Annotated in this window: 19 protein-coding genes; 4 read left to right on the top strand and 15 right to left on the bottom strand. The window is 54.3% G+C overall.

Going from position 1 to position 22,694, the window contains the following annotated elements; translation table 11 throughout:
• Positions 1-36: 36 nt before the first annotated feature.
• The 5 genes from M0D42_RS01230 to M0D42_RS01210 form a co-directional block, all read right to left on the bottom strand.
• A complete protein-coding gene (locus M0D42_RS01230; protein ID WP_265019795.1) occupies positions 37-1,545 on the bottom strand; it encodes a sulfatase in 1,509 nt (502 codons plus the stop codon).
• A complete protein-coding gene (locus M0D42_RS01225) occupies positions 1,538-3,058 on the bottom strand; it encodes a tripartite tricarboxylate transporter permease (protein ID WP_265019794.1) in 1,521 nt (506 codons plus the stop codon). The genes M0D42_RS01230 and M0D42_RS01225 overlap by 8 nt, the downstream gene beginning before the upstream one ends.
• Positions 3,059-3,069: 11 nt before the next feature.
• Positions 3,070-3,522, bottom strand: a complete 453-nt coding sequence (locus tag M0D42_RS01220) for a hypothetical protein (RefSeq protein WP_265019793.1) — start codon at positions 3,520-3,522, stop codon at positions 3,070-3,072.
• Positions 3,523-3,576: 54 nt separating this feature from the next.
• Positions 3,577-4,557, bottom strand: a complete 981-nt coding sequence (locus M0D42_RS01215; RefSeq protein WP_265019792.1) for a Bug family tripartite tricarboxylate transporter substrate binding protein — start codon at positions 4,555-4,557, stop codon at positions 3,577-3,579.
• 147 nt (positions 4,558-4,704) lie between these two features.
• Positions 4,705-5,643 (bottom strand): LysR family transcriptional regulator, encoded by a 939-nt coding sequence (locus M0D42_RS01210; protein ID WP_265019791.1) that lies wholly within the window; start codon positions 5,641-5,643, stop codon positions 4,705-4,707.
• A 981-nt stretch (positions 5,644-6,624) separates the two neighbouring features.
• Here M0D42_RS01210 and M0D42_RS01205 point away from each other — a divergent pair.
• The 4 genes from M0D42_RS01205 (at position 6,625) to M0D42_RS01190 (ending at position 11,474) form a co-directional block, all read left to right on the top strand.
• Positions 6,625-7,020: a VOC family protein gene (locus M0D42_RS01205; RefSeq protein WP_265019790.1), complete on the top strand. Its 396-nt coding sequence runs from the start codon at positions 6,625-6,627 to the stop codon at positions 7,018-7,020.
• A 232-nt stretch (positions 7,021-7,252) separates the two neighbouring features.
• A complete protein-coding gene (locus M0D42_RS01200) occupies positions 7,253-8,416 on the top strand; it encodes a Gfo/Idh/MocA family protein (RefSeq protein WP_265019789.1) in 1,164 nt (387 codons plus the stop codon).
• Between the two features lie 31 nt (positions 8,417-8,447).
• Positions 8,448-10,535 (top strand): FAD-binding protein, encoded by a 2,088-nt coding sequence (locus tag M0D42_RS01195; protein WP_265019788.1) that lies wholly within the window; start codon positions 8,448-8,450, stop codon positions 10,533-10,535.
• 3 nt (positions 10,536-10,538) lie between these two features.
• Positions 10,539-11,474 carry a sugar kinase gene (locus tag M0D42_RS01190; protein ID WP_265019787.1) on the top strand — a complete coding sequence of 312 codons (936 nt, stop codon included), beginning with the start codon at positions 10,539-10,541 and terminating at the stop codon, positions 11,472-11,474.
• A 63-nt stretch (positions 11,475-11,537) separates the two neighbouring features.
• Here the strand turns inward: M0D42_RS01190 and M0D42_RS01185 are convergent, their stop codons facing one another.
• From M0D42_RS01185 to M0D42_RS01140, 10 genes are all read right to left on the bottom strand, one after another.
• Positions 11,538-12,173, bottom strand: a complete 636-nt coding sequence (locus M0D42_RS01185) for a bifunctional 4-hydroxy-2-oxoglutarate aldolase/2-dehydro-3-deoxy-phosphogluconate aldolase (RefSeq protein ID WP_265019786.1) — start codon at positions 12,171-12,173, stop codon at positions 11,538-11,540.
• Between the two features lie 113 nt (positions 12,174-12,286).
• Positions 12,287-13,288 (bottom strand): LacI family DNA-binding transcriptional regulator, encoded by a 1,002-nt coding sequence (locus M0D42_RS01180; protein WP_265019785.1) that lies wholly within the window; start codon positions 13,286-13,288, stop codon positions 12,287-12,289.
• A 75-nt stretch (positions 13,289-13,363) separates the two neighbouring features.
• Positions 13,364-13,678, bottom strand: a complete 315-nt coding sequence (locus M0D42_RS01175) for a Dabb family protein (protein WP_265019784.1) — start codon at positions 13,676-13,678, stop codon at positions 13,364-13,366.
• On the bottom strand, positions 13,675-15,279 hold the full coding sequence (locus M0D42_RS01170; RefSeq protein ID WP_265019783.1) for a GMC family oxidoreductase: 1,605 nt from the start codon (positions 15,277-15,279) through the stop codon (positions 13,675-13,677). The genes M0D42_RS01175 and M0D42_RS01170 overlap by 4 nt, the downstream gene beginning before the upstream one ends.
• Positions 15,280-15,319: 40 nt before the next feature.
• Positions 15,320-16,822 (bottom strand): FAD-dependent oxidoreductase, encoded by a 1,503-nt coding sequence (locus M0D42_RS01165; RefSeq protein ID WP_265019782.1) that lies wholly within the window; start codon positions 16,820-16,822, stop codon positions 15,320-15,322.
• Positions 16,822-17,937 (bottom strand): ABC transporter ATP-binding protein, encoded by a 1,116-nt coding sequence (locus M0D42_RS01160; protein ID WP_265019781.1) that lies wholly within the window; start codon positions 17,935-17,937, stop codon positions 16,822-16,824. The genes M0D42_RS01165 and M0D42_RS01160 overlap by 1 nt, the downstream gene beginning before the upstream one ends.
• 69 nt (positions 17,938-18,006) lie before the next feature.
• Entirely contained in the window at positions 18,007-18,888 is an 882-nt protein-coding gene (locus M0D42_RS01155; protein ID WP_265019780.1) for a carbohydrate ABC transporter permease, read from the bottom strand.
• Positions 18,888-19,808: a carbohydrate ABC transporter permease gene (locus M0D42_RS01150; protein ID WP_419195967.1), complete on the bottom strand. Its 921-nt coding sequence runs from the start codon at positions 19,806-19,808 to the stop codon at positions 18,888-18,890. Before M0D42_RS01150 ends, M0D42_RS01155 begins: the two co-directional genes overlap by 1 nt.
• Before the next feature lie 71 nt (positions 19,809-19,879).
• Positions 19,880-21,130 (bottom strand): ABC transporter substrate-binding protein, encoded by a 1,251-nt coding sequence (locus M0D42_RS01145; RefSeq protein ID WP_265019778.1) that lies wholly within the window; start codon positions 21,128-21,130, stop codon positions 19,880-19,882.
• A 43-nt stretch (positions 21,131-21,173) separates the two neighbouring features.
• Entirely contained in the window at positions 21,174-22,694 is a 1,521-nt protein-coding gene (locus M0D42_RS01140; protein ID WP_265019777.1) for an aldehyde dehydrogenase family protein, read from the bottom strand.

Below are 22,694 nucleotides of genomic sequence, written 5' to 3'. Positions count from 1 at the left end.
TTTTTGCCCGGCAGCATCGTGGGGAGGATCCATTCCTTAGCCGGGGCGTACTATGTTGGGCATTGGTGCGCGCTCAGGGCCTGCACAAATTGTTCCCATCATTCTGTCCATGTGCCGTTGCAGCAATTCAACTTTGAGGCCTTGATATTCAGGATCATCCCAGCGGCAGGTGAATTCATTGGGATCGTCTTGCAGATCAAAAAGCTCTCCGAGTCCGGGATGAGAATGGTAGACGACAAGTTTGTAGCGACCATCAAAGGTCATCGACGCTTGTGTGTCATCCTTCGCCTCGCTGGTCGCGACGCTGTCGTTGAAGTCCGTCACAACCGTTTCTTTGTGGAAGTCCAAGCCCTTGCCCAAAACAGGTGAAAGCGACAAGCCCTGCATGTCATGGCTCTGGTCAATTCCCGCGTATTCCAACAACGTCGGCGCAATATCAATGGTTTCAACCAAGGCTTTGCGGCGTTGCCCCGCCTCAATACCGGGTCCGCTCATGATCAGCGGAACATGCACAAGGCCCTCAAAGAACCGGCAGCCTTTGTACAGCAGCCCATGGTCCCCAAGCATTTCACCATGATCAGAGGTGAATATGACCACTGTGTTGTCGAGCAAGCCTCGATGCTCCAGATGATCGAGGATCTTGCCAAACGCCTTGTCCAGATTTTCGATCATCGCGTAGTAGGCGGCCTTCACGGCCATCCCATCAAACCGCTTGGGCGGTTTTGCACCCAGCGGATCACCCGGTTTGGGTGCGAATTGCTGTCGTTCCTGCTCAGTTAAGACCGGATTGACCGCATCTCGCATCTGGTTCCGAACATTGCGGAACTTCTGCTGATGGGCGACGTCGCTTTCCTTGAACAGCGGGGGCGTTAGATCAGCTTCAGAGTATTTCTGATAAAGGTCTTCCGGTGGATCAAACGGCGGATGAGGATCAAACGGGTTCAAACTCAAGAGCCATGGGCCCGACCGCTCTTCATCTATGAAGGAAATGGCACGATCAGCGATCCATTCCGCCTGATGAATTTCTGTGGGCACACTTGTCGAAAGATAGGGTGGTTTATCAGGGAAAATCTCTTCTGGAACATGGCCTTTCTCGCGCAGCCAATTCCAATAGGCGTTTGATCCCTCGACACGTTCCCACCCCGGGTTTTGGCACCACTCGTAAACGCGATACCCATCGTCATTTCGTGCCTCTAACCGTGTGGCAGTGGACAGATGTAACTTGCCAATCAAACCACAATCGTATCCTGCGTCAGCAAGCGTTTTGGTCACAAGCTTTTCGTCTGGCGGAAAGAATGTGTTGTTGTTGCGGTAAACCTGATGCGCAGCGGGATACCGCCCCGTCAGAAAGCTAGCACGGCTTGGTGTGCAAACCTGATTTTGAACATAGCAATTCTCGAACGCAGTCCCCATGCGTACTAGTCGGTCGATATTCGGGGTAGAGATTTCTGTATTCCCCAGCGCCGCAATCGTGTCGTGACGCATCTGATCAGCACAGAACCAGAGGATGTTGGGCCGTTTTGCGTTTTCAGTCCGATCAAACATTGTTCTGACCTCGACTGGAAGCGGCGCCACGCTGTTTCCGAATGAAGTTCAATACCGGGCCACCTGCGACCGTCAGCACCAAGAGGCCGTAAATCAACACTGCGATCCAGCTTTCAAAGAAACCGATAAGAGTGCCGTCGCCTAGCAAATAACTTTGGCGGAAGGACCGCTCCAAAATCGGGCCAAGAACAAAGCCTATCGTGAAGGGTGCGATCGCATATTTGAGCTTGCGCAAGACATAGCCGAAGGCACCGACACAGATTAGGACAGTCACTCCGAAGAGATCGTTTTTCACACTGAAGACACCAATCAGACAGAGAAGCATCACCGTTGGGACAATCACTTGTTGTGGAATGGTGATAATGCGGGCCGCGGCACGGATCGTCAGAAGCCCTGTGAACAGCATCACGATGTTGATGACAAACAGGCTGATGAAGATCGCATACATCAGGTCTGGCGCTTCGGAGAACAGCTTGGGGCCAGGCGCGAGTCCTTGGATCAAAAAGGCCCCCAAGAGAACAGCCGCCGCCGGACTTCCGGGGATCCCGAGTGTCAGCGTTGGGACCAAGGCCCCGCCAACCGTTGCATTGTTTGCAGCCTCAGGTGCCACAACACCTTCGGGAATGCCTGTTCCAAATTTCTCCGGTGTATCGGACCGGCGCTTTGCCTCAGCATAGCTGAAGAAGGCACCAACCGCGGCACCCTCGCCCGGCAGAATTCCGATAATAGTCCCCAAGACAGAGGAACGCGCGAGGGTCGCTCGGAACTTTTTCAAGATGCCCAAAGTAGGCAGTGACGCTTTCAAGCTTTTGGCACCAAAGTCGACAGGCGGCAGCGTGCGCTCTGAGCTCATTAGCAGTTCGGAGACCGCAAATACCCCAACCAGAACCGCAACAAACGGCAGGCCTTCGTAAAGATTGTAGTTGTTGAAGATATAGCGCTCTGCACCGCTGATATTGTCGATGCCCCAGGTTGTCAGCCAAATCCCAATACAGGCCGAGACCAGGCCTTTGACCAAGCTCTTTTCGGCAACGCGTACAACAACGATGATGCCAAAGACCGAGATCGCAAGATACTCAAGCGGTCCAAACTCAACCGCGATGCGCGCCAGCATGGGTGCAAGGAGAGCCAATGCAACTGTTGAAAACAATCCGCCAATGATCGAGGCCGTCAACGAAAGGCCAAGCGCTTCACCGCCCCGGCCTGACTTGAACATCTTATGTCCATCTTCCACCGTGGCCGCAGCCGATCCTGTTCCGGGTATTCCCAACGTAATCGCAGAGATTGACCCGCCGTAGGTCGCGGCGGAATAGATCGCCAAGAGCAGCACAAAGGCTGGCACTGGCTCCATGTACAGTGTGAATGGCAATGCGATGGTGATCGCGATCGGTGCCCCAAGACCGGGCAATACTCCGATGATCGTGCCCAATAGAACACCACCCAGCAATAAAACCACGCTGAACGGGTCAACCAATTGGCTTACGGCCGATGCAAATGCTTCGAAAGATCCCACGTCCTAGCCCTCTAGATATTCACGGCGACGGCGTAGCGGAAGAACGCCCAGGTTGCTGGTCCGTAAAGCGCGAGACCCAGATAGATCAGGGGCGAACGCACTTGCAGAACGACAGCGATGGTTAAAGAAGAAAAAACAGACGCAGGTAAGAAACCGAACCGATCCCAAATCGCAATCGTGGTGATCAAAATCGCGAGGATCAACGCCACGCGTATGAACATCGCAAGGTTCATATCCAGCTGATCATTGGCGTCAGCTGCACCATTGGGCATGACATATTTCACCAAGTTGATCGTTGAGCAGAAGATCAGAATGCACAGCACGGCGATTGGAAACATCTGAGTGGGAACCTGCGCCCCAGCCAAGGCGGTTAAGTTCTCAAAACCAGCGGCCATCTTTATGAAAACAATGCCAGCGATAATGATCGCCAAACTGAACAGAATATTAGCCAGCCGGTTTGACATGACCATTCCCCTACATCTGGTTATTGTTGGGGCGCTCGACGCGCCCCAATGATATTACTTTGATTTCAGCAATCCGAGTTCAGAAAGGATCGGTGTATAAAACGCGATGCCTTTCTTGATGTCAGCCATGACTTCTTCGGTTCCATAGACCGGCACCAAAGTGTTCACGACCGCATATTCCTCTTGAAAATCCGGGTTCTCAAACACCTGACGAGTCGCATCTACCAGTTTGTCGATAATCGCCGGATCAATGCCCTGCTTGGCGGTCAGACCGGATTTGATCCAATTGCCGACCTGCACGTCGGGATACACTTCTGGAAGTGTTGGAACACCTGGCAGGTGCGCCTCAAAGAAGTCTTTACGCTCGTCCAAGATTGCAATGGCACGCACGTCATCAGAGAACTGTTTGCCATGTGTTGTCAGAGCGATGACCACATCAACGTTGCCGCCAATCATGGCATTCAATGCAGCGCCATGTGTTTTCATCGCAAGAATTTTGAATTTGGTATCAAAGGACTGCGTCAGGGCAACCGCAGACAGATGCGGCGGTGCGCCAATGTTGTTCACGCCCATAACGAGGTCTTTTTCTCTGGCCGCTGCCAGAAAATCGTCAAAGGTTTGGATTGGGCTGTCCTTTGGCACGTACAGAACCGTAGAACCCTGGGTCGCCATCCAAGCTGGGACAAAGTCTTCGACCGGATCAAACGGCGTATTTCTGACCAGTGGCCCAATGACGGTGGACGGCGACGCAAAGCGCAGCCAAGTGTAACCGTCGGCCGGTTCTTTCAAAAATTTAACAACGCCAGGAATATGACCCCCACCGGGGACATTCACCACTTTGATTGGTTGCCCAAGAATAGGTTCTAGATATTTGGCTTCGATGCGTGTTTGCAGATCCGCATTTCCACCTGCGGCATAGGTTACGATCACAGTGATCGGTTTTGTTGGCCAGTCTTCTGCAGTAGCTGACCCTGTAAACGCCGCAAAGCCTGTCACAAGCGCCGCCGCAGCCGCCATCATCTTTTTCATAAACATACGAGTGTCTCCTCCAAGAGCTCCGCGGCCTCCCAACCGGCGGATTCGTCCGTAGGAAATTTCTACCGTTCATCCAAAACATAATAAAATTGAATTACTGACCGGAAAGATAGCAAATTGTAATATATTTACTGCGCAGGCACTTTGTTACTGGGCAAATTGTGGAAACTGCTGTGTAAATTGATCCTGCCAAAGACCTGCTTCGAGTGCCAAGTAATTGGTAAAACTCTCCAACGCCGGGCTCATATGCCTGTCTTTGGCCGTAAACCAAGCATATTCGATGGGCAGCTTTGGGCGCCACTTGAGAATGGCTAGGTTTTCGGTGGGGTCAGCACTGAAGGTCAGTTGATCGCAGACAGCGACGCCAAGTCCCTCTGCGGCAAATCGCAGACCTGTCTGCACCAAAAATACTTCGATCGCCGGAGGTGGCTGGTTCTCCCAAGGCCCTTCTGGTTTACCAAGCCCGCCAAAAAGACGCCCAGCACGTGTGGTCAAAAGTCGCTCTCTTGGGAAATCCGATTTGGTTAGAACTTCCTTCTCACTGAGCGGGTCATCCCGGGACACTGCCGCTACAGCTTCCGTTCTCAGAAATGACGAGTAGGACAGCGCCGGATCTCTAAGTGGCAGCGCACTCAATCCAATATCGGCGCGATGCCCTGCAACAAGGGCTTCAATGTTTTCTCGTCGGCTTCGTTCTAAAGCGATGATTGTTCTAGGGTGGCTCTCTCTCAGACGCGCCACGCTTTTGATGAACATTTCTGAATTCATAACTGGTGTGGTGGCCACAATTTTCAGACGATTGATCTGATGGTTCACAACCGCTTGTGTCAGGTCGCCCAGGTTTTCCAGCGTTGTCAGCGTGCTTTCCAACTCATCAAAAAGCTGCTCGCCAAGTCGCGTCGCAACAATGCGTCCGCCACTCTTGCGGTCAAACAGCCGGATATCCAAGGCCTCTTCCAGCAACGCAAGCTGACGACTGACCGCAGGTTGGCTTAGGTTCAGATAATGGGCAGCACCCGTCACACTGCCCGTTTTATGCAGCGCCAGATATGTCCGCAACTGAGTGAGCTTAATGCGGGATATCATCGCCACTCCTTCACCCCTAGCCCAACCCCAAAGAACCAAGTTGTCATCTATCCTCAATCAACAAAGTATGTGAACACACAGCTCGCCCCCTTGATCAGCCCCACCTAAGTGGGCCAGTTTGAATGTTAGTTCATGATCGACCTAGGTTCCACAATGCGGAATGGAACTTGCTCGGTAGCCAGATCGTCTCCCTATGCATTCGCCTTTTCCAATAGTGATTTCTGGGCGGCGCGACTAGTTCCAAATTCATAATCCGAATATTCTATCGCCACTAAATCATTCTAGCAAAATGCAAATCCACTTGAGATTAATGCGCTTAACGCAATCCAATCATCGATCCCTCGGGCAACCCTATTAGACAGGGCCGTGTCCTCGGCTGCGCCTGCGGGCCGCACCACCCCTGTCGAATAGCATTGCCTCGCCCCCTCCCGCGTTCGCCACGTGGCAGATCAGCAGGAACAGGCGGCTTCGCCGACTGAACCTGCAAATCAGCCCTGATTTTCCAAAAGGAAGTCAGATCAATTGAAACAGCCTGCGGGAGCATGAAATGGGAGTGTTGGGTCAGTTTATGACGCAAAGGTCAAAGTTGTCTGACGTACAACATGTTTGTGGAACGTCACAAGCCTTTGACTCTTTTGCCTGCCAAAACTTTAGGAAATTCATGAATAGCGTCATTCAATTTTGACCCAAACGTCAAGCATTTCTGACCCAATTTGAATTGCAGTCATTTAAATAGGATTTATGCGCCCTGAATGTCAGGGCGATATTTGATATTCGCGAACCGATATCAAATGAAGGAATTTCTCCCTACCGACAAAATCCCATTTTTAGCAATATTGCCTTACCGGTCTTTTTCCTAGAGTATTTTTTACTGAGCTGGATAGAAAGCACCTATCCGAGGCAACGGGTCAAGTCTTCACAATATAGCCTAGGAGTTTCTGATTTTTGAGGTTTGGATTTTAACAAGGGGAATCAAACAAGTTGAAGCTAAGTCGAATTCATCATACCGCATTGATATGCGCAGATTACCAACGGTCCAAAGCCTTCTATGTGGACCTGCTTGGCTTCAAAGTTATTGCGGAAAACTATCGCCAATCGCGCGATAGTTGGAAGCTTGACCTCGCTCTGCCCGACGGTAGTCAATTAGAATTGTTTTCGTTTCCTAACCCGCCTGAACGCACTTCACGCCCTGAAGCTTGCGGACTTCGCCATATTGCATTTGCTGTCGAAGACATGGATGCAGCTGTCGCTGAACTTGAGGCTGCGAATGTCGAGGTCGAACCGCTGCGGGTGGATGAATTCACTGGCGCGCGCTTTACCTTCTTTGCTGACCCAGACGATTTGCCAATCGAGCTCTACGAAAGCCACCCAAGTTAGCAGGAAGCTCCCCTCAAGCAAATACACTCCGCGGTCACAAGCCCACAGCCAGGGCCACTTTAACACCATGTCCGCCAGCACCATTTACCAACCCACGTTAAACGAGCCGTTGACAATTTGGAACGTTCCACATATCTACCAATCCAAACTGGAACGATCCAAAAAGACCTGCCTTGCGAAGCAATGCGGATGGTTTGGACATTATGCCAGAGTTAGGTTGGGAGATATAAAGATGACGCAAGTCAGGGTCGCAGTTCTTGGCGCTTCGGGTTGGATGGGCAAGGTTCATACGATGGCCTATCAGACCTTTCCGCATTTTCTAGGCGCAGAGTCGGGCACAGCCAAAGTGGTCGCTTTGGTCGAGGCAAATCCCGAAGCCGCCAAAGAGTTGGCATTCCGCGCGCCTGAAGCAAAGATCTTGAACGATTGGAAGGCAGCCATTGCCGACCCAGACATCGACCTGATCGACATCTGTCTGCCAGATAGCCTGCACTACGAAGTTGCGAAAGCCGCGCTGTTGGCTGGCAAACATGTCTATTGTGAAAAACCGCTGGCAGATACCGCCGCCGAAGCGCGCGAGCTGGCTGATATCGCCAAAGCGAAAGGCGTAATTACCCGCGTGGGCCATGCCTTCCCACGCAACCCTGTACATGATCTGGCGAAGGAAATCATCGACGCGGGTGAGATCGGCGAAATCAAGATGTTCAAAGGCTGCCAGCACATCGATATGTATGGTGATCCATTGGCACCTTATATGTGGCGGGCAAACGGCGAGCTAGCCCCAACCGGGATCGTCGGAGACACAGGAAGTCACATCTTCAGCTTTATGGAATTCCTCGTTGGCCGCGTCAGCTCATTGATCGCAGACAACTTTATCGTCACTGACAAACGTCCGGTTGTGGACGGCTTGGCTTATGGCGAGGAAACCAAGCTGACCGGCCAAGAAGAATGGGCCGACATCACCAATCCTGACGGAACTAACCTGTTGTGTTCCTTTGAAAACGGCGCCCGCGGCATTGTGGATTTCAGCCGCATCGCGACCGGTCGAAAATTTATGCAGACTTATGAGATTTATGGCACCAAAGGCAGCCTGGTGTACACCTATGATGAGGTGAACCGGATCCGCTTTTATTCCAACGAAGATGCCAATGGACGCCGTGGCTATCGTGAAATTGACGTCGGTCCGGAAAACGAAACCTTCCGATCCTTCCTGCCATTGCCGAACTTTGCGCTTGGATACAATGAAAGCAAGATCATCGAAGTGGCCGAAGTGGTAAAGTCCATCGTTTCAAACCAGCCCATGTGGCCAACCTTTGAAACGGGTCACCACATTTGCCAAATGGTCGACGCTTGCATGGAATCTTCACGCAAAAAGAGCTGGGTCGATCTGACTTAATCGCTGTTTCTCCTAAAATTGGACCTTAAACGTGCCTCAGCCAATCCCTCAGCATATCCTTGATGCGCTCACCGATGTGGAGATGCCACATCTTCAACCCGAGCCGGAGTTCCCCGCGCACATCGACATAGATGGCCACCGTTTGCCGCTGTATCGCTGTGAAAGCCTCGTGGTCGGAAGCGGCGCTGCCGGGCTGCGCGCCGCCGTTGAACTCAAGCGGCGCGACGTCGATGTTGCCATTGTCAGCCAAAGCGCCTGGGGCGGCACATCTGCCTGCTCTGGTTCTGACAAACAAACGCTGCACACGGCAAACACCGCTGATCAGGGTGACAATTTCAAAGATATGGCGCGGGCCATTCGCGCTGGTGGCGCGATGGATGAAGACACCGCTTATATCGAAGCCGTCGGGTCTGCGCGCGCCATGGCGTCTTTGCAGTTTCTTGGTCTGCCTTTGCCGCAAGACGATTTGGGCGGCACGCTGCGGTACAAAACAGACCATGACGAAATTGGGCGCGCCACCAGCTGTGGCCCTCGAACATCACGCTTGATGGTGCAGGTTTTGGCAAAAGAGGCGATCCATCAGAACATGGCCTTCTTTAACCGCACGACGGCGGTCAAAATTCTGACCTCAGGACATGGGGATGAACGCAAGACCATTGGGTTGCTGGCGATCCGTGCCAAAGAGCAATCCGACGCCAACCCTTATGGTCTTGTGCTCTTCCAATTTAAGTCCTGCGTGATTGCAGCGGGCGGGCCCGGTGAATTGTACCGAGACAGCGTTTTTCCAAATGGTTGTTTTGGCACGCTGGGCATGGCGCTGGAAAGCGGCCTTGAGCTGACAAACATCACCGAAAGCCAATTTGGGATCGGTACCCGCCGCGAAGGTTTCCCATGGAACCTGTCTGGCACCTATGTGCAGGTCATTCCGCATATCTATTCCGTCGATGACGCCGGTGAAGAACACCATTTCCTGGCCGAATACTACCGGACCACACAAGAGCTGGCCTCAAACGTGTTCCGCAAGGGCTACCAATGGCCATTCCATGCGACGCGGATGTTGGATTTTGGATCGAGCCTCGTCGATCTGGCGATATTCCGGGAAAGCCAAAAGGGCCGCCGCGTCTTTATGGATTTCAACCGGAACCCACTTGCGGTGCCTGGCGACTTGGAATTCAGCTTGGAGCGGCTGGATGAGGACGTACGCACCTATCTGACAAATGCCGGTGCAGAGCACGAAATGCCAATCGACCGTTTGCGCCACATGAACCCGCTCGCGATCGAACTCTATCGTCGCTATAAGATTGATATTGCAGAAGAACCGCTGGAATTTGCGGTGAACAATCAGCATATGAACGGCGGCATTGCGGTTGACACCTGGGGCCGCAGCAATGTTTCCGGGATCTACGCCATTGGCGAGGCCGCAGGCACCCACGGCGTCACACGCCCCGGAGGGTCGGCGCTCAATGCTGGGCAAGTGTTTGGCACCCGCGTTGCCGAACATATCGCCGCCAGCCAGACGGGATCACCGATGGAGGGCGCAGCGCTAGAGCGCAGTGCGGCCGATGTTCTCGATCAGATCAAAACCTTGCTGCAACCTGACAGCACTCTGGACGCCAAATCCGTGCGTGAAGAAGTCCAAGCCCGCATGAGCGATTACGCGGGCATTCTCTGCACGCAAGATGAGGTGAAAACCGCCTTTGAGGCAGCCTGCGCATTGAACGCGCGCATTCGCGACACCGGGCTGACCTATGACCGCCCCAGCGAAATTGCGCGCGTTCTGCAGTGGCAGCAAATGGCGTTGGCCTCCGAGGCCGTGCTGGCCGCACTTGAACATTTCATCGCAAATGGTGGCGGTAGCCGTGGCGCTCGTGCCGTGTGTGACCCGGCAGGATCAGCCCTACCCCAAGCGCGCAGTGGACCGCTGGGCGATGTTCGTTTCCGTGTTGAAAATGATGCGGACAAAGAAAAGCAGGTTCTTGTGCATCTTGATGGCACCCAGATGGTGATGTCCGAACGTCCAAACCGGGTGTTTGACGAAGACGCAAAGGCGTTTTTTGAACGCGATTGGCCTGCTTGGTTGACCGGCGCGATCTACGACATCGTCGAAAAAGAAAGTTAAACCTTGTTAGAATTTCAATCCCAGAATGCCGTCGCCATTGGGGAAGCCATGATCGAGATGGCTCCGATGGGCGCTGGTATGTTTAAGCAGCGTTTTGCAGGAGACACGTTCAACACCGTCTGGCAGATGGCGCAGCTGCTTGATGGGCGGTCGTCCATCGGATTTCTCACCAAGGTGGGGCAGGATTCCCTATCAGATGCGTTTGTTTCGGAACTGCAAAATGACGGTTTGGACGTAGCCATGATCGGCCGCGACCCGGCGCGAACCATGGGCATGTATATGATAGAGCTTGATGGCGTGGAGCGTAGTTTTCACTATTGGCGCGACAGCTCTGCGGCCCGCGGGCTTGCCGAAGATCAGGCCTGGCTGACATCTCAACTGATTGGTGCTGGCCTTATCCACCTGAGTGGCATCACGCTTGCCGTCCTCAACGACGCAGCACGTGAGACACTACTGGCAGCCCTCGGCGATGCCCGTGCAGCAGGGACTCGGGTGTCATTTGATCCGAATATTCGCCCGCGTCTTTGGGCTTCAAAGACTGAAATTCAAGAAACCGTCGCCAGGTTCCTGGGTCAATGTGACATCGCCCTGCCCAGCTTTGACGATGAACAGACCAATTGGGGGGATCAAACCCCAGAGGACACGCTCAAAAGGTTTGCGGCGGCGGGGGTGTCTGAAGTTGTCCTTAAAAATGGCGCAGAATCTGTCGCGGCGTTGATCGATGGCACGCCGTACCTGGTTTCCACCCCCGAGGTCACCAGCTTGCGAGACACATCCGGCGCAGGTGATGCTTTTAACGCGGGGTATCTGAGCGCGCGACTGCTGGGCAGCGACCCAGTTGAGGCCATCCGGCGTGGGCAGCTGGTCGCCGGGGAAGTGATCCAGCATTTCGGAGCGCGAATCCCGAATCCGGACCTGGCGAAGCTCACCCAAAATTAGCGTTTTCAGCGGTCAAGAACGCAAATTTTGCCCCTGCCTTTCCGAAGGCGGGGGCGAATTTGTTTATGCGTGCTGCGCAAGCTCCAAAGCTTCTTTGGCATTTGCCGTGATCTGCGACCAGTTCTGCGACGCAATATCAGAGCGCGTGGCAATCCAGCTGCCTCCGACGGCTTTGACCGGCCCAAAAGACAACCAGTCCTGCATGTTGTCCAGTGACACACCCCCGGTTGGGTTAAAGCCAATTCCGGTGTGCAAATATGGCCCAGCGATGTTTTGCAGCATCTTCAGCCCTCCGGCGGCCATCGCGGGGAAGAACTTCACCAACTTACAATTGGCTCGCAGGGCCAGCTGCAAGTCAGAGGGTGTCATGATGCCCGGGGCGAAAGGCAGATCGCGCTTGGCCGCACGTGCCAGCACGTCTTTGTCTATGCCCGGTGACAATGCAAACCGCGCACCGGCATCCGCTGCTGCATCAAGCTGATCTTCTGTCAGCACGGTGCCTGCCCCGACAATCATCTCTGGGCGATGAATTGTGATTTCCGAAATCGCCTTTGCTGCCGCCTCGGTGCGGAAAGTGATTTCCGCTATCGGCAGCCCGCCAGCGATCAACGCATCCGCAAGTGGCAGCGCGTGACCTGGATCATCCAGCACGATGACCGGAACGACCCCGATTTTGGCAATCTCGTCAAATACACTCATGGCTCGCCTTCTTTCTATTGTCTAGGTACCCCCCGCGCAGCATGACCTGGTCGGGTCGCGTGTCACGCGCCCTGGAAATCATTCCACAGGAGGTCTTGGGTTGGGTTATGCCGCTAGCTGGAGTCCCTGAGAATAAGTTCGACCGGCGTCCGATGTTTCACAACCGGTGCATTCCCCTGTTCAATCCAGTGCACGATGGTCTCTGCGGACCGTTTGCCAATGGCATCAATGCCGCAGCTGACTGATGAAATGGCCGGATAGGCCTGCGCAGCGTCTTCAATATCGTCAAAACCAACGATCAAGAAATCCTTGCCCACGGCCTTGCCCGCTTCGCGCATCCCGCTGTTCAATCCAAGGGCAACCAAATCGTTGAAGCATACTGCGGCATCAAGCTCCGGATGGTTCTGCTGGATGTCCCTGGCCGTCTTGCGCCCGAATTCACGAGTTGAGTCCCCGGTTATGATAGTGGGCTGCTGTCCTTCCCGCTGAAGGACTGCCAGATACCCTGACATGCGTTCGTCCGTAACGGAAAGCCCTGCTCGCCCTCCGATAAAGGCGATGTTTTTGGCACCAGCCCGGATCATATGTTCCGTCGCGGCCACACTTCCGGTCCTGTAATCTGGCGCTATGAACGGGAACGTCTCAACCCTTTCGTCAACGCGCCGCAAGACCTGCAATGCAGGCAATCCTGCCCGCTCGATGGCATCAAAGGTGTCCTTAGTGTCGCCATAAGCTGGGCACAGGATGAAAGCCGAAACACCATGTTCAATCATCGACAGGACAACCTGATCTTGCAGATCAGCTCTTTCATCAGTGTTGGCAATGACCACCGCATAGCCTTTCTCTGAAAGCGCCATTTGAAGGGATGTCGCAAACTCGGTGAAGAACGGGTTGCGCAGGTTATTGATCACCAAGCCGATCAAAGCTGCATTTGACTTGCGCATATTGGCTGCGGAGCGATTGTAAACGTAGCCCAGATCCCGCATCGCTGTGCGCACCTGCTTGCGTGTTTCCTCCCGCACGGTCGAGCTGTTCTGCAAAACAAGCGACACGGTTGATTTCGACACGCCCGCCTTTTTCGCAACATCAATGATGGTTGGTCTGCTCTTTGCCATGCCTACGCCAGTTCACCTATTGTTAACCCATGACTATTTCATTCATGCTGCAAGGTTGCAATCACGACGGAAGGCTTACGCTTCAAATTCGTAGTCGAAACAAAGAATCCCGTCTTTGCCACCGACGGCCGCTTCGGTCAGCTTGGCCCCCAGGGTCTGATGGTCGGCATTGTCTTGATAAGCCTCCAAAGCATCCCAATCAGCAAAATCCGCTACAAACCCATGCATGAAACCACGTTCCATTTTCTCGGGGCTTTCGCTGAGACCGCTAGAAATAGCGCGCATGCCCGGCAGTTGCGATTGCACGGATGCCAATTCTTCAAACAGCTCTTTAACGCGGTCTTCGGTGATCTCTGGTTTGAATTTTATTAGCACAATATGTCGGATCATGCGGCTTCTCCCATTTGCATTTTGTGGTCACTTTTGATCATGTCAGCCGCCTTTTCACTGATCATGATTGCGGCAGCATTGGTGTTAGAGGAAATCACTGTTGGCATGATCGAATTATCGACGACGCGCAGACCATCAATCCCGTTCATGCGCAGACGCGTGTCCACAACGGCATTATCGTCAACGCCCATGCGGCACGTTCCGGCACAATGGTGCGAGGTCTTGGAGTGTTCCGAAATAAAGTCAAAGTAGTCTTGGTCGGACTTCACATCCGGTCCGGGCAAGCGCTCGGCCATAATGTATTTGCTCAGCGGAGATTGGGACAAGATCTCCTGCGTCAACTTCAGGCCCCGGATCGACATTTCGCGATCCAACGGGTCTTGCAAATAGTTCGGGTCGATCAGCGGCGCCTTGGCTGGATCAGCACTTTGTAGCCGCACCGAGCCACGCGATCTGGGCCGTAGGTAGCAGGAATTCAGTGTGACTCCGCCCTGCGGCATTGTTGCGACCCCATGTTCGATCCCGGTGCCCAGTCCAAGATGGAATTGAATATCCGGGGAACGTGCGTCTGGATCGGCATACCAAAAGCCGCCGGTTTCAAACAGCGAAGAGGCAACCGGCCCCTTCCGAGCAAAGAGGTATTGCAGCCCGGCATAAGCCGCCCATTGCGGTTTCGCGTAGCGATCGTAGCTAAAGGGGCCGTTCAGCTCGCTGATACAATAAAGATCAAGATGGTCCTGTAAGTTGGCGCCGATCTCGGATTGATCTTGTACTACATCAATGTCCAGTGACCGCAGATGATCCGCTGGCCCAATGCCCGACAATTGCAACAGTCGCGGAGAGCCAATGGCGCCTGAACACAGTAGCACTTCGCGATCTGCATGCAGCTTTGTGCCATTCAGCATCTCGACACCAACTGCGCGGCCAAATTCAACAATGATGCGCCTCACCTGCGCCCCGAGCTTAACGGTCAGGTTTTTGCGGTGTTTGTTTGGCGCCACATAGGCCATTGCTGCGGAAGAGCGGCGCACATTGCGTTGAGTCAGCTGGTAGTAGCAGACGCCGTCTTGTTTTTCGCCATTGATGTCCATGTTCCGAGGAATGCCAATCTCAGCTGCCGCATCAAAGTAGGCTTCACAAATCGGCAAGGGGGCGCTTGGCTCGCTGACCCCAAGCGGGCCACCTTTGCCATGGTAGCGATTTTCGTAGGTCTCGTTGTCTTCGGCCTTGCGGAAGTACGGTAGTACATCCTCATAGCCCCAACCGTCACAGCCCATTTGACGCCAGTCGTCATAGTCCTGCGCGTTGCCGCGTGTGTAGATCTGGGCGTTGATGGCGGACCCACCCCCGATCACTTTGGCCTGCGTGTAGCGGAACACTTTGTTTTGCATATGTTTCTGAGGCACCGTGTCCCATCCCCAGGACCCGATCCCCTTCGTCATCTTCGCAAAACCGGCTGGCAGATGGTAAAACGGATGCCGGTCACTGCCACCAGCTTCCAGCAGCAAGACATTGACTGCTGGATCTTCTGACAGGCGCCCTGCCAAAACCGACCCCGCAGAACCGCCGCCGATGATGATGAAATCAAAACCCTGAGACATGTCACTTTCCTCGATGCAAGCCGTGTAGATGCCAAATCATCTAAGCAGCCTTTCGTTCTTGATTGATATGGTCGCCGACGCGCAACGCCTGTGCTGCGATGGTCAGTGCGGGGTTCACCGCCGCTGATGTCGGCAAAAAGCTGGCATCCATAACATAGAGATTTGGATGATCATGTGCGCGGCAATGCAAGTCGAGCACAGACTGCATTGGATCGACCCCGAAGCGGGCGGTCCCACATTGGTGCGACGGGGTGCGGCGATCAAAGGCACGTGACAAAACTAATGGATAGCCTGCTTTGCGGAAGACAGTTTTGGCACGTTTCACCAGCGCCTCATGCGTGCGCCAATTGGTGCGTTTCCAATCCAGTTTGATCTGCCCTTTGGTCACGGTGACGCGGCTGTCAAACTGTGGAAGATCCTCGCTCATGACGTACCAATCCACCGAGTGGCGCGCGATTTGGTTGGCCATCCAAAGCGGTAAGCCAGATTGCGCTGCTAAGATGTTTCCAGAAATCTTTCCCAGCAGCTGCACGTTGCCCAAAGGGGCATCCTGCGGGCCGCCAGACAGGTAGAAATCATTGAATTGCAGCGTCTTTTGGTAGATGGATGTGTTACGCCGAAACGGGTGGATCGCCATGACGGCCGTGCAATTGTGATTCATGAAATTGCGCCCGACCATGTCCGACCGGTTGGCCAATCCCGTCGGGTGGTTTTCATTGGCGGATTTCAAAAGCAAGGCCGCGGTATTCACAGCACCCGCCGCAAGGATAACCTGTTGAGGCGCTACAGATTTCGCAACGCCGCCCTGCACAAAGATCACTTTGGAAATGCGGCCATCCTGACCGGTTTCCAAACCTTGCACCAGACACCCTGTTTCCAAGGTTACATTTGCGCTTTGCATTGCTTTCGTCAGGGAAATCGTCTGTGCATCATGTTTGGCGCCGGTGGTGTCTGGATAGGCATCCCAAGGAGTCGCCGCGCGATTGGACCAAGCGTCGACATCTATACCCAAAGGCAGCGACGATGGGGTCACTCCAGCGCGCTTAAGGTATCGGCGCACATCGGAGATGCTGGCCTCATCGGCGATCGGTGCATGGGGGTATGATCCGGAATGCTGAGGCTCGGAGGGATCTTGCGACGCATCACCTGACACCTCAAACAGCTCTTCAGCTTTCTGATACCAAGGCTCCAAGTCTTCATAGGACATCGGCCAGGCAGGAGAGACACCTTCTAGGTGCTGCATCTCTTGAAAATCTTCAGCGCGATAGCGCAGCAGCACAGCGCCATAAAATTTAGAATTCCCACCCACAACATAGTAGTTGCCGGGATTAAATGGCCGGTTGTTTCCATCCAGCCAGGTTTCTTCAGGGCGGAAAACCCCGTCACGGAAAATCGCGATATCATCCCGCGCTGCGGGCGTATCCGCAAGGGCCTCGCCGCGCTCGAGGATAACGATCCGGCGACCGGAAGGAGCGAGCGCTGACGCAATGGTCGCGCCACCCATCCCTGAGCCGATGATCACGATATCCGCGGATTGCGTCATTAGGAAATACGCATCTCGGTTTTCGGATCAAAAACGACAGCTTTGTCCATATTGATGGCAAACCGCACATCGTCTCCTGGACGCACCTGCACGTCTGCACGCATCCGCGCGTTGCATTCTGTGCCGCCAAGCGTCGTGGTCACAAAGGTGTCGGACCCAGCTGGTTCGGTTACCAAAACGCGGCTATCAAACTCAACGACATTGGCTGCGTCACGATCAGCACCACCTGGATCGGTCAGCGCTTCTGGGCGCACGCCCAGAGTGACAGTTTGACCGGCATAAGACTTCAATTCTGCAGAGGCGTTCAGGAACGGCAGCAGAATGGTTTTGCCATGGCCGTTTGTGGTCTCGGCAGCAATGCCCTGATCGGTTTCAACGATCTTGACGGACACCAGGTTCATAGATGGCGAGCCCATGAAGGTTGCCACAAACAGGTTTGCCGGCGTGTCATAGATCTCTTTCGGGGTGCCTAGCTGCTGCACATAACCGCCGTTCATGACCGCAATCCGAGTCGAGAGCGTCAGCGCCTCGATTTGGTCGTGCGTCACATAGACAATGGTGGTGCCCAGTTTCTGGTGCAGCTTTTTGATTTCTGTGCGCATATCCACGCGCAGCTTAGCATCGAGGTTGGACAGTGGTTCGTCAAACAGGAACACGTCCGGATCCCGCACCAGCGCGCGGCCCATGGCAACACGTTGACGTTGACCACCGGACAATTGGCCCGGTTTGCGATCCAGCAGAGGTTCAATTTGCAGCAGTTTTGCCACTTCGGCCATCGCCGTCTCGCGTTCTGCCTTCGGAACGCCATGCATTTCCAGGCCAAATGTGATGTTCTGGCCAACCGACATGTTCGGATAAAGCGCGTAGGATTGGAACACCATGGCGATGTTACGATTGGACGGGTGCACCCCGTTCATGGCAGTGCCTTTGATCGCAATCTCACCGGTGGTGATGTCTTCAAGGCCCGCGATCATGTTCAGAAGTGTCGATTTTCCGCAGCCAGATGGGCCAACCAGAACGAGGAATTCCCCTTCCTCTACCTGAATATCGACATTGTGCAGGACCTCAACGGTTCCGTAAGATTTGGTGGCGTTATTGATGTCAAGAAAGCCCATGAGGTTTCTCCTGAATTGTATCTCATTGAACCCGACGCGAAGGCGTCGGCGTGTAAGTATTTGGTTTCTTTAACCCTTGACCGATCCAGCCATCAGACCACGGACGAAGTATCGACCGGCGACGATGTAGACGAGCAAGGTTGGCAGCGCCGCGAGAATGGCCCCGGCAAAGTGGACGTTGTATTGCTTCACCCCGTGCGAGGAATTCACCAAGTTGTTCAGCGCGACCGTCATGGGTTGACTGTCCAAATCGGCAAAGGATGCACCAAACAAGAAGTCATTCCAGATGTTTGTGAACTGCCAAATGACGCTCACAACGATGATTGGTCCGGAACTTGGCAGCAAGATGCGCTGGAAGATGCGGAAGAAGCCAGCGCCATCAATCTGCGCCGCTCGGATCAGCTCAGTTGGGAAAACTTGATAGTAGTTCTTGAAGTAGAGCGTGGTGAAGCCAAGACCAAAGATGACGTGCACAAAAACCAGACCCGGGGTGGAACCCGCCATGCCAGTCAGGCCCAGAACGCGTGCCATAGGGATCAGAACGATCTGGAACGGAATGAAGCAGGCAAACAGCATGAAGCCGAAGATCATCGTGTCATATTTGAACCGCCATTTGGTTAGAACATAGCCGTTCAGCGCCCCCAGAATGGTCGAGATCGCAACCGCTGGCACAACCATCTTGATGGAGTTCCAGAAGTAAGGGCGCAGTCCGGTTGGCTCAACGCCGATCTGGGCTGTGGCCCAGGCTTCGCGCCAGGGTTCAAAGGTCCAAACTTTTGGCAATGCCATCATATTGCCGCCGGTGATTTCAGACAGCGGTTTGACCGAGTTCACCACCATCACGCCGAAGGGCAACAGATAGAACAGCGCAAAAAGCAGCAGGACAAGATAGAGGAAGGTGCGGGTGATGCGTCCAGTGCGGATCGCAGTATCAGAGCTTGCGACAGCCATTATTTCTTCTCCCGCAATTCAGAGTAAAGGTAAGGCACCATGATCGCGACGATGGTTAGCAGCATGATCACAGCAGAGCTTGCACCGATCCCCATTTGGTTACGGGTAAAGGTGTAGGAATACATGAACGTGGCCGGAACTTCCGTGGCACGCCCAGGACCGCCACCGGTCAATGCGACCACTAGGTCATAAGACTTAATCGCAAGGTGGCTGAGGATCACAAAGGCCGACAGAAAGGCGGGGCGCAGCTGTGGAATGATGATACGGCGATAAAGTTGGAAGTTGCTGGCGCCATCCATCTGCGCCGCTTTCAGCATCTCATTGTCGATGCCACGCAGACCTGCAAGGAACATCGCCATCACAAATCCCGAGGATTGCCAAACAGCTGCCAATACGACTGTGTAAATCGCAAAGTCTCGGTTTTTAATCCAGTCAAAGCTGAAACTCTCCCAGCCCCAAAGATGCATGGTGTGCTCAAGGCCGATACCCGGATCGAGGAACCACTTCCACGCGGTCCCGGTCACGATAAAACTCAGCGCCATTGGATAGAGGTAGATCGGGCGCAAGATACTTTCGCCGCGAATTTTCTGGTCCAAAAAGATCGCGAGCAGCAGACCAATGACGGTACAGAAAATAATGTAAAGGCTTGAGAATACGACCAAATTACTGACCGCGATATCCCAATGGCGCAGTCGGAAAAGCTTATCGTAGTTTTCAAACCCCACCCAACCATAGCTTGGCAGGATGCGACTGTCGGTGAAGCTAAGATAAACCGAGAAAAAGATGAACCCGTAGACAAAAACGATAATCAGAGCCAAGGACGGTGACAGCACCAGTTTCGGGATCCAGTTTTGAAGTCGGGTTCGAAAATCGGGCTTTGTTGCCGCCGAGCGTCTGACAGCAGGATCGGTGATCTGCATTGTCATAGCATCCCCCTCTTAGGTTGGTATTTGGAATGGTTGGGGCCATCAGGCCCCAACCTAGTGTAGCGTCATTTTGCGATGGCAACCGCGTCGACCAGCTCTTCCGCTGCAGTTGCGGCATCAAACTCACCGTTGAAGTGAGCAGTCACAACGTCATAAAGCGCGTTTTTGATGCTGGCAGGAGCTGCGTGGCCATGGGCCATCGAGCCAAACAGGTTGCCGGATTCCGCCGCAGTGGCCAGATCGGAAATTGCTTTCTTACCGCAGGCGTCAAACGCTTCGTCGCTTACGTCGGTCCGCGCAGGCGCAGAGCCTTTCACAACGTTGAATGCCGACTGGAAGGAAGGCGACAGGATCGCACTCGCCAGAGATGCCTGTTCAGATGACACATCGCCACCTTGGTCAAACAGCGCAAACTGGTCCGCGTTGAAGGTCACCTGATCCGCCGTGCCAGGGAAACGGAAGCAGAGAAAGTCTTCACCAGGAACCTTGCCTGCGTTGATGAACTCGCCCTTCGCCCAATCGCCCATCAGCTGGAACGCAGCGTCGCCGTTGATGACCATGGCAGTTGCCAGGTTCCAATCACGACCAGAGAAGTTTTCGTCAACGTTTGCACGGATCACGTCCATGCGACGGAAGGCTTCAACCATGGTGTCAGACCCAAGGGCACCTTCGTCCAGATCGATGAAAGCAGACTTGTAGAAGTCCGGACCACCGGTGGACATGGCGATGGCATCAAATACGGTGGCCTCCTGCCATGCCTGACCGCCATGCGCGATTGGTGTCACGCCAGCCGCAGACAGGGTCGCCAGCGCCGCTTCGAATTCTTCCCAAGTGGTCGGAACAGCGATGCCATTGGCGTCCAGAACAGATTTGTTGGCCCAGACCCAGTTTGTGGAGTGCACGTTCACTGGCGCAGAAACCCACTTGCCATCGTGTTTGGCAAAGGCTTGCAGAGCTTCTGGAACAACCGCGTCCCAGCCCTCGGCTTCGGCCACAGCGTTTAGGTCAGCCAAAGCGCCTTCACCGGCCCAATCCAGGATGTCAAAACCCAGCATTTGAACCGCGGTTGGTGCGTTGCCAGCTGTGACGCGGGCACGCAGAACGGTCATGGCGCTTTCGCCACCGCCGCCCGCGACAGGCATGTCATTCCAGCCGATGCCCTGACCTTCCAGGTCTTGCTTAAGCACATTCAGAGCGGAAGCTTCACCGCCAGACGTCCACCAGTGCAGAACTTCAACGTCCCCGGCAGCTGCCACGTTTGCGGACATGCCGCCAATGACCAAAGCGGTCGATAGTTTCAGGATTGTCTTACGCATGGTATCCTCCCAGTTTGCGTTAATTCTGATCCGTCGTTGCGGATCAAATCCAGTTTGCGCGCGTGCGGCCAATCCGCATTTGCACGGTCTTCACTTCAAGAAACTCTTCCAGTCCGTAGCGCCCCAACTCGCGGCCTTGACCGCTTTCTTTCACGCCGCCAAACGGCATTTCGGGAAAGCCATCCATCCAGGTGTTGGTCCAAACGGTGCCAGCCTGAACACGGCGGCTAAACTCCAGACAAGTATGGATATTTTCGCTCCAAACCCCTGCGGACAGACCGTAAGAAGCACCATTCGCCAGATCGAGCGCCTGATCCATGGTTTTGAAGGTCAGAACCGACAGAACCGGGCCAAAGACTTCTTCGCGGGCGATGGGCATATCCGGTGTAAGGTTGCTGACCACGGTCGGCGCAAAGAATGCGCCATCCATGCCATCAACAGATAGCGCAGCGCCGCCAATTTCAACCTTCGCGCCAGCGGCAACGGCATCTTCAACATAGCTGCTGATCTTGTCGAAATGACCTTGGTGAATGATCGCCCCGACCTTGGTATCGGGGTGCAGTGGATCACCAAACGGCACTTTGCGGCTCAACTCTACAACGCGACGTGTGACCTCTTCTGCGATGTCTTCATGCACGATGATACGAGATCCAGAATTACAGCATTCGCCCGCGTTGAAGTAGATGCCAAACACAATCGCGTCGATCGCGCTGTCCAGATCAGCATCCGGGAAAAGAACCTGAGGGTTCTTGCCACCCAGTTCGGAGGATACTTTTTTCAAAGTATCCGCGGTGGCTTTTTCAATGGCTTTACCAACGGCCGTTGAGCCAGTGAAGCTGACCATATCGACGGCTTCATGTGTAGTCATGATACTGCCCACCGGATCGCCGAACCCTTGGACGATATTCACTACGCCGGCAGGGATGCCGGCCTCGATCAGCAGCTCGCCCAAGATGGCGGTTGTTGAAGGAGTCAGTTCTGATGGTTTCACCACGCAGGTGCACCCTGCCGCCAGGGCAAAAGGCAACTTCTGGCTGACGATCAGAAACGGGAAGTTCCAAGGGCAGATAATTGAAACAACGCCAATCGGCTCTTTCAACACGACGCCCAGCATGTCGCTGCCCAGCGTATTGTGGCTGTCCCCATGCAGGGTGCGGGCCAATGCAGCGGCATAACGCCAGAGGTCGGCCGCCCCCATGATCTCGGCTCCTGCTTGGGAAATCGGCTTGCCGCTTTCCAAGACTTCAAGCCGCGCAATACGCGCGCTGTTTGCGTCAATCAGATCAGCGACCTTCAGCAGAACTGTCGCGCGATCTTTGCCGGACATGGTTGACCAGACGCGCTCGTCGAAAGCTTTGCGCGCAGCTGCAACGGCGGCTTCCGTTTCAGGCGCGCCGCCAAGTGCAATCCGAGACACCAGAGTGCCGTGCGCTGGAGACAGGCGCTCAAAGGTCGCCCCGTCTGCGCTGTCGATCCAAGCGCCATTAACCAAATGGCGCACTTCATTCAGCGCATCATCTGGCGACTGGCTGGCGGCAATAAGGGTGTAATCGTGAGCAGTCAT

This window comes from Cognatishimia activa, from assembly GCF_026016445.1.
Lineage (GTDB): Bacteria > Pseudomonadota > Alphaproteobacteria > Rhodobacterales > Rhodobacteraceae > Cognatishimia > Cognatishimia activa_B.
This window is presented reverse-complemented; position numbering and strand designations above follow the sequence as displayed.

Coding starts and splice junctions, on each gene's coding strand:
- M0D42_RS01170 (WP_265019783.1), bottom strand. CDS start 15,279: ATGTCTCAGGGTTTTGATTTCATCATCATCGGCGGCGGTTCTGCGGGG.
- M0D42_RS01155 (WP_265019780.1), bottom strand. CDS start 18,888: ATGGCTGTCGCAAGCTCTGATACTGCGATCCGCACTGGACGCATCACC.
- M0D42_RS01230 (WP_265019795.1), bottom strand. CDS start 1,545: ATGTTTGATCGGACTGAAAACGCAAAACGGCCCAACATCCTCTGGTTC.
- M0D42_RS01200 (WP_265019789.1), top strand. CDS start 7,253: ATGACGCAAGTCAGGGTCGCAGTTCTTGGCGCTTCGGGTTGGATGGGC.
- M0D42_RS01220 (WP_265019793.1), bottom strand. CDS start 3,522: ATGTCAAACCGGCTGGCTAATATTCTGTTCAGTTTGGCGATCATTATC.
- M0D42_RS01185 (WP_265019786.1), bottom strand. CDS start 12,173: ATGAGTGTATTTGACGAGATTGCCAAAATCGGGGTCGTTCCGGTCATC.
- M0D42_RS01165 (WP_265019782.1), bottom strand. CDS start 16,822: ATGACGCAATCCGCGGATATCGTGATCATCGGCTCAGGGATGGGTGGC.
- M0D42_RS01215 (WP_265019792.1), bottom strand. CDS start 4,557: ATGTTTATGAAAAAGATGATGGCGGCTGCGGCGGCGCTTGTGACAGGC.
- M0D42_RS01175 (WP_265019784.1), bottom strand. CDS start 13,678: ATGATCCGACATATTGTGCTAATAAAATTCAAACCAGAGATCACCGAA.
- M0D42_RS01140 (WP_265019777.1), bottom strand. CDS start 22,694: ATGACTGCTCACGATTACACCCTTATTGCCGCCAGCCAGTCGCCAGAT.
- M0D42_RS01160 (WP_265019781.1), bottom strand. CDS start 17,937: ATGGGCTTTCTTGACATCAATAACGCCACCAAATCTTACGGAACCGTT.
- M0D42_RS01145 (WP_265019778.1), bottom strand. CDS start 21,130: ATGCGTAAGACAATCCTGAAACTATCGACCGCTTTGGTCATTGGCGGC.
- M0D42_RS01210 (WP_265019791.1), bottom strand. CDS start 5,643: ATGATATCCCGCATTAAGCTCACTCAGTTGCGGACATATCTGGCGCTG.
- M0D42_RS01180 (WP_265019785.1), bottom strand. CDS start 13,288: ATGGCAAAGAGCAGACCAACCATCATTGATGTTGCGAAAAAGGCGGGC.
- M0D42_RS01150 (WP_419195967.1), bottom strand. CDS start 19,808: ATGCAGATCACCGATCCTGCTGTCAGACGCTCGGCGGCAACAAAGCCC.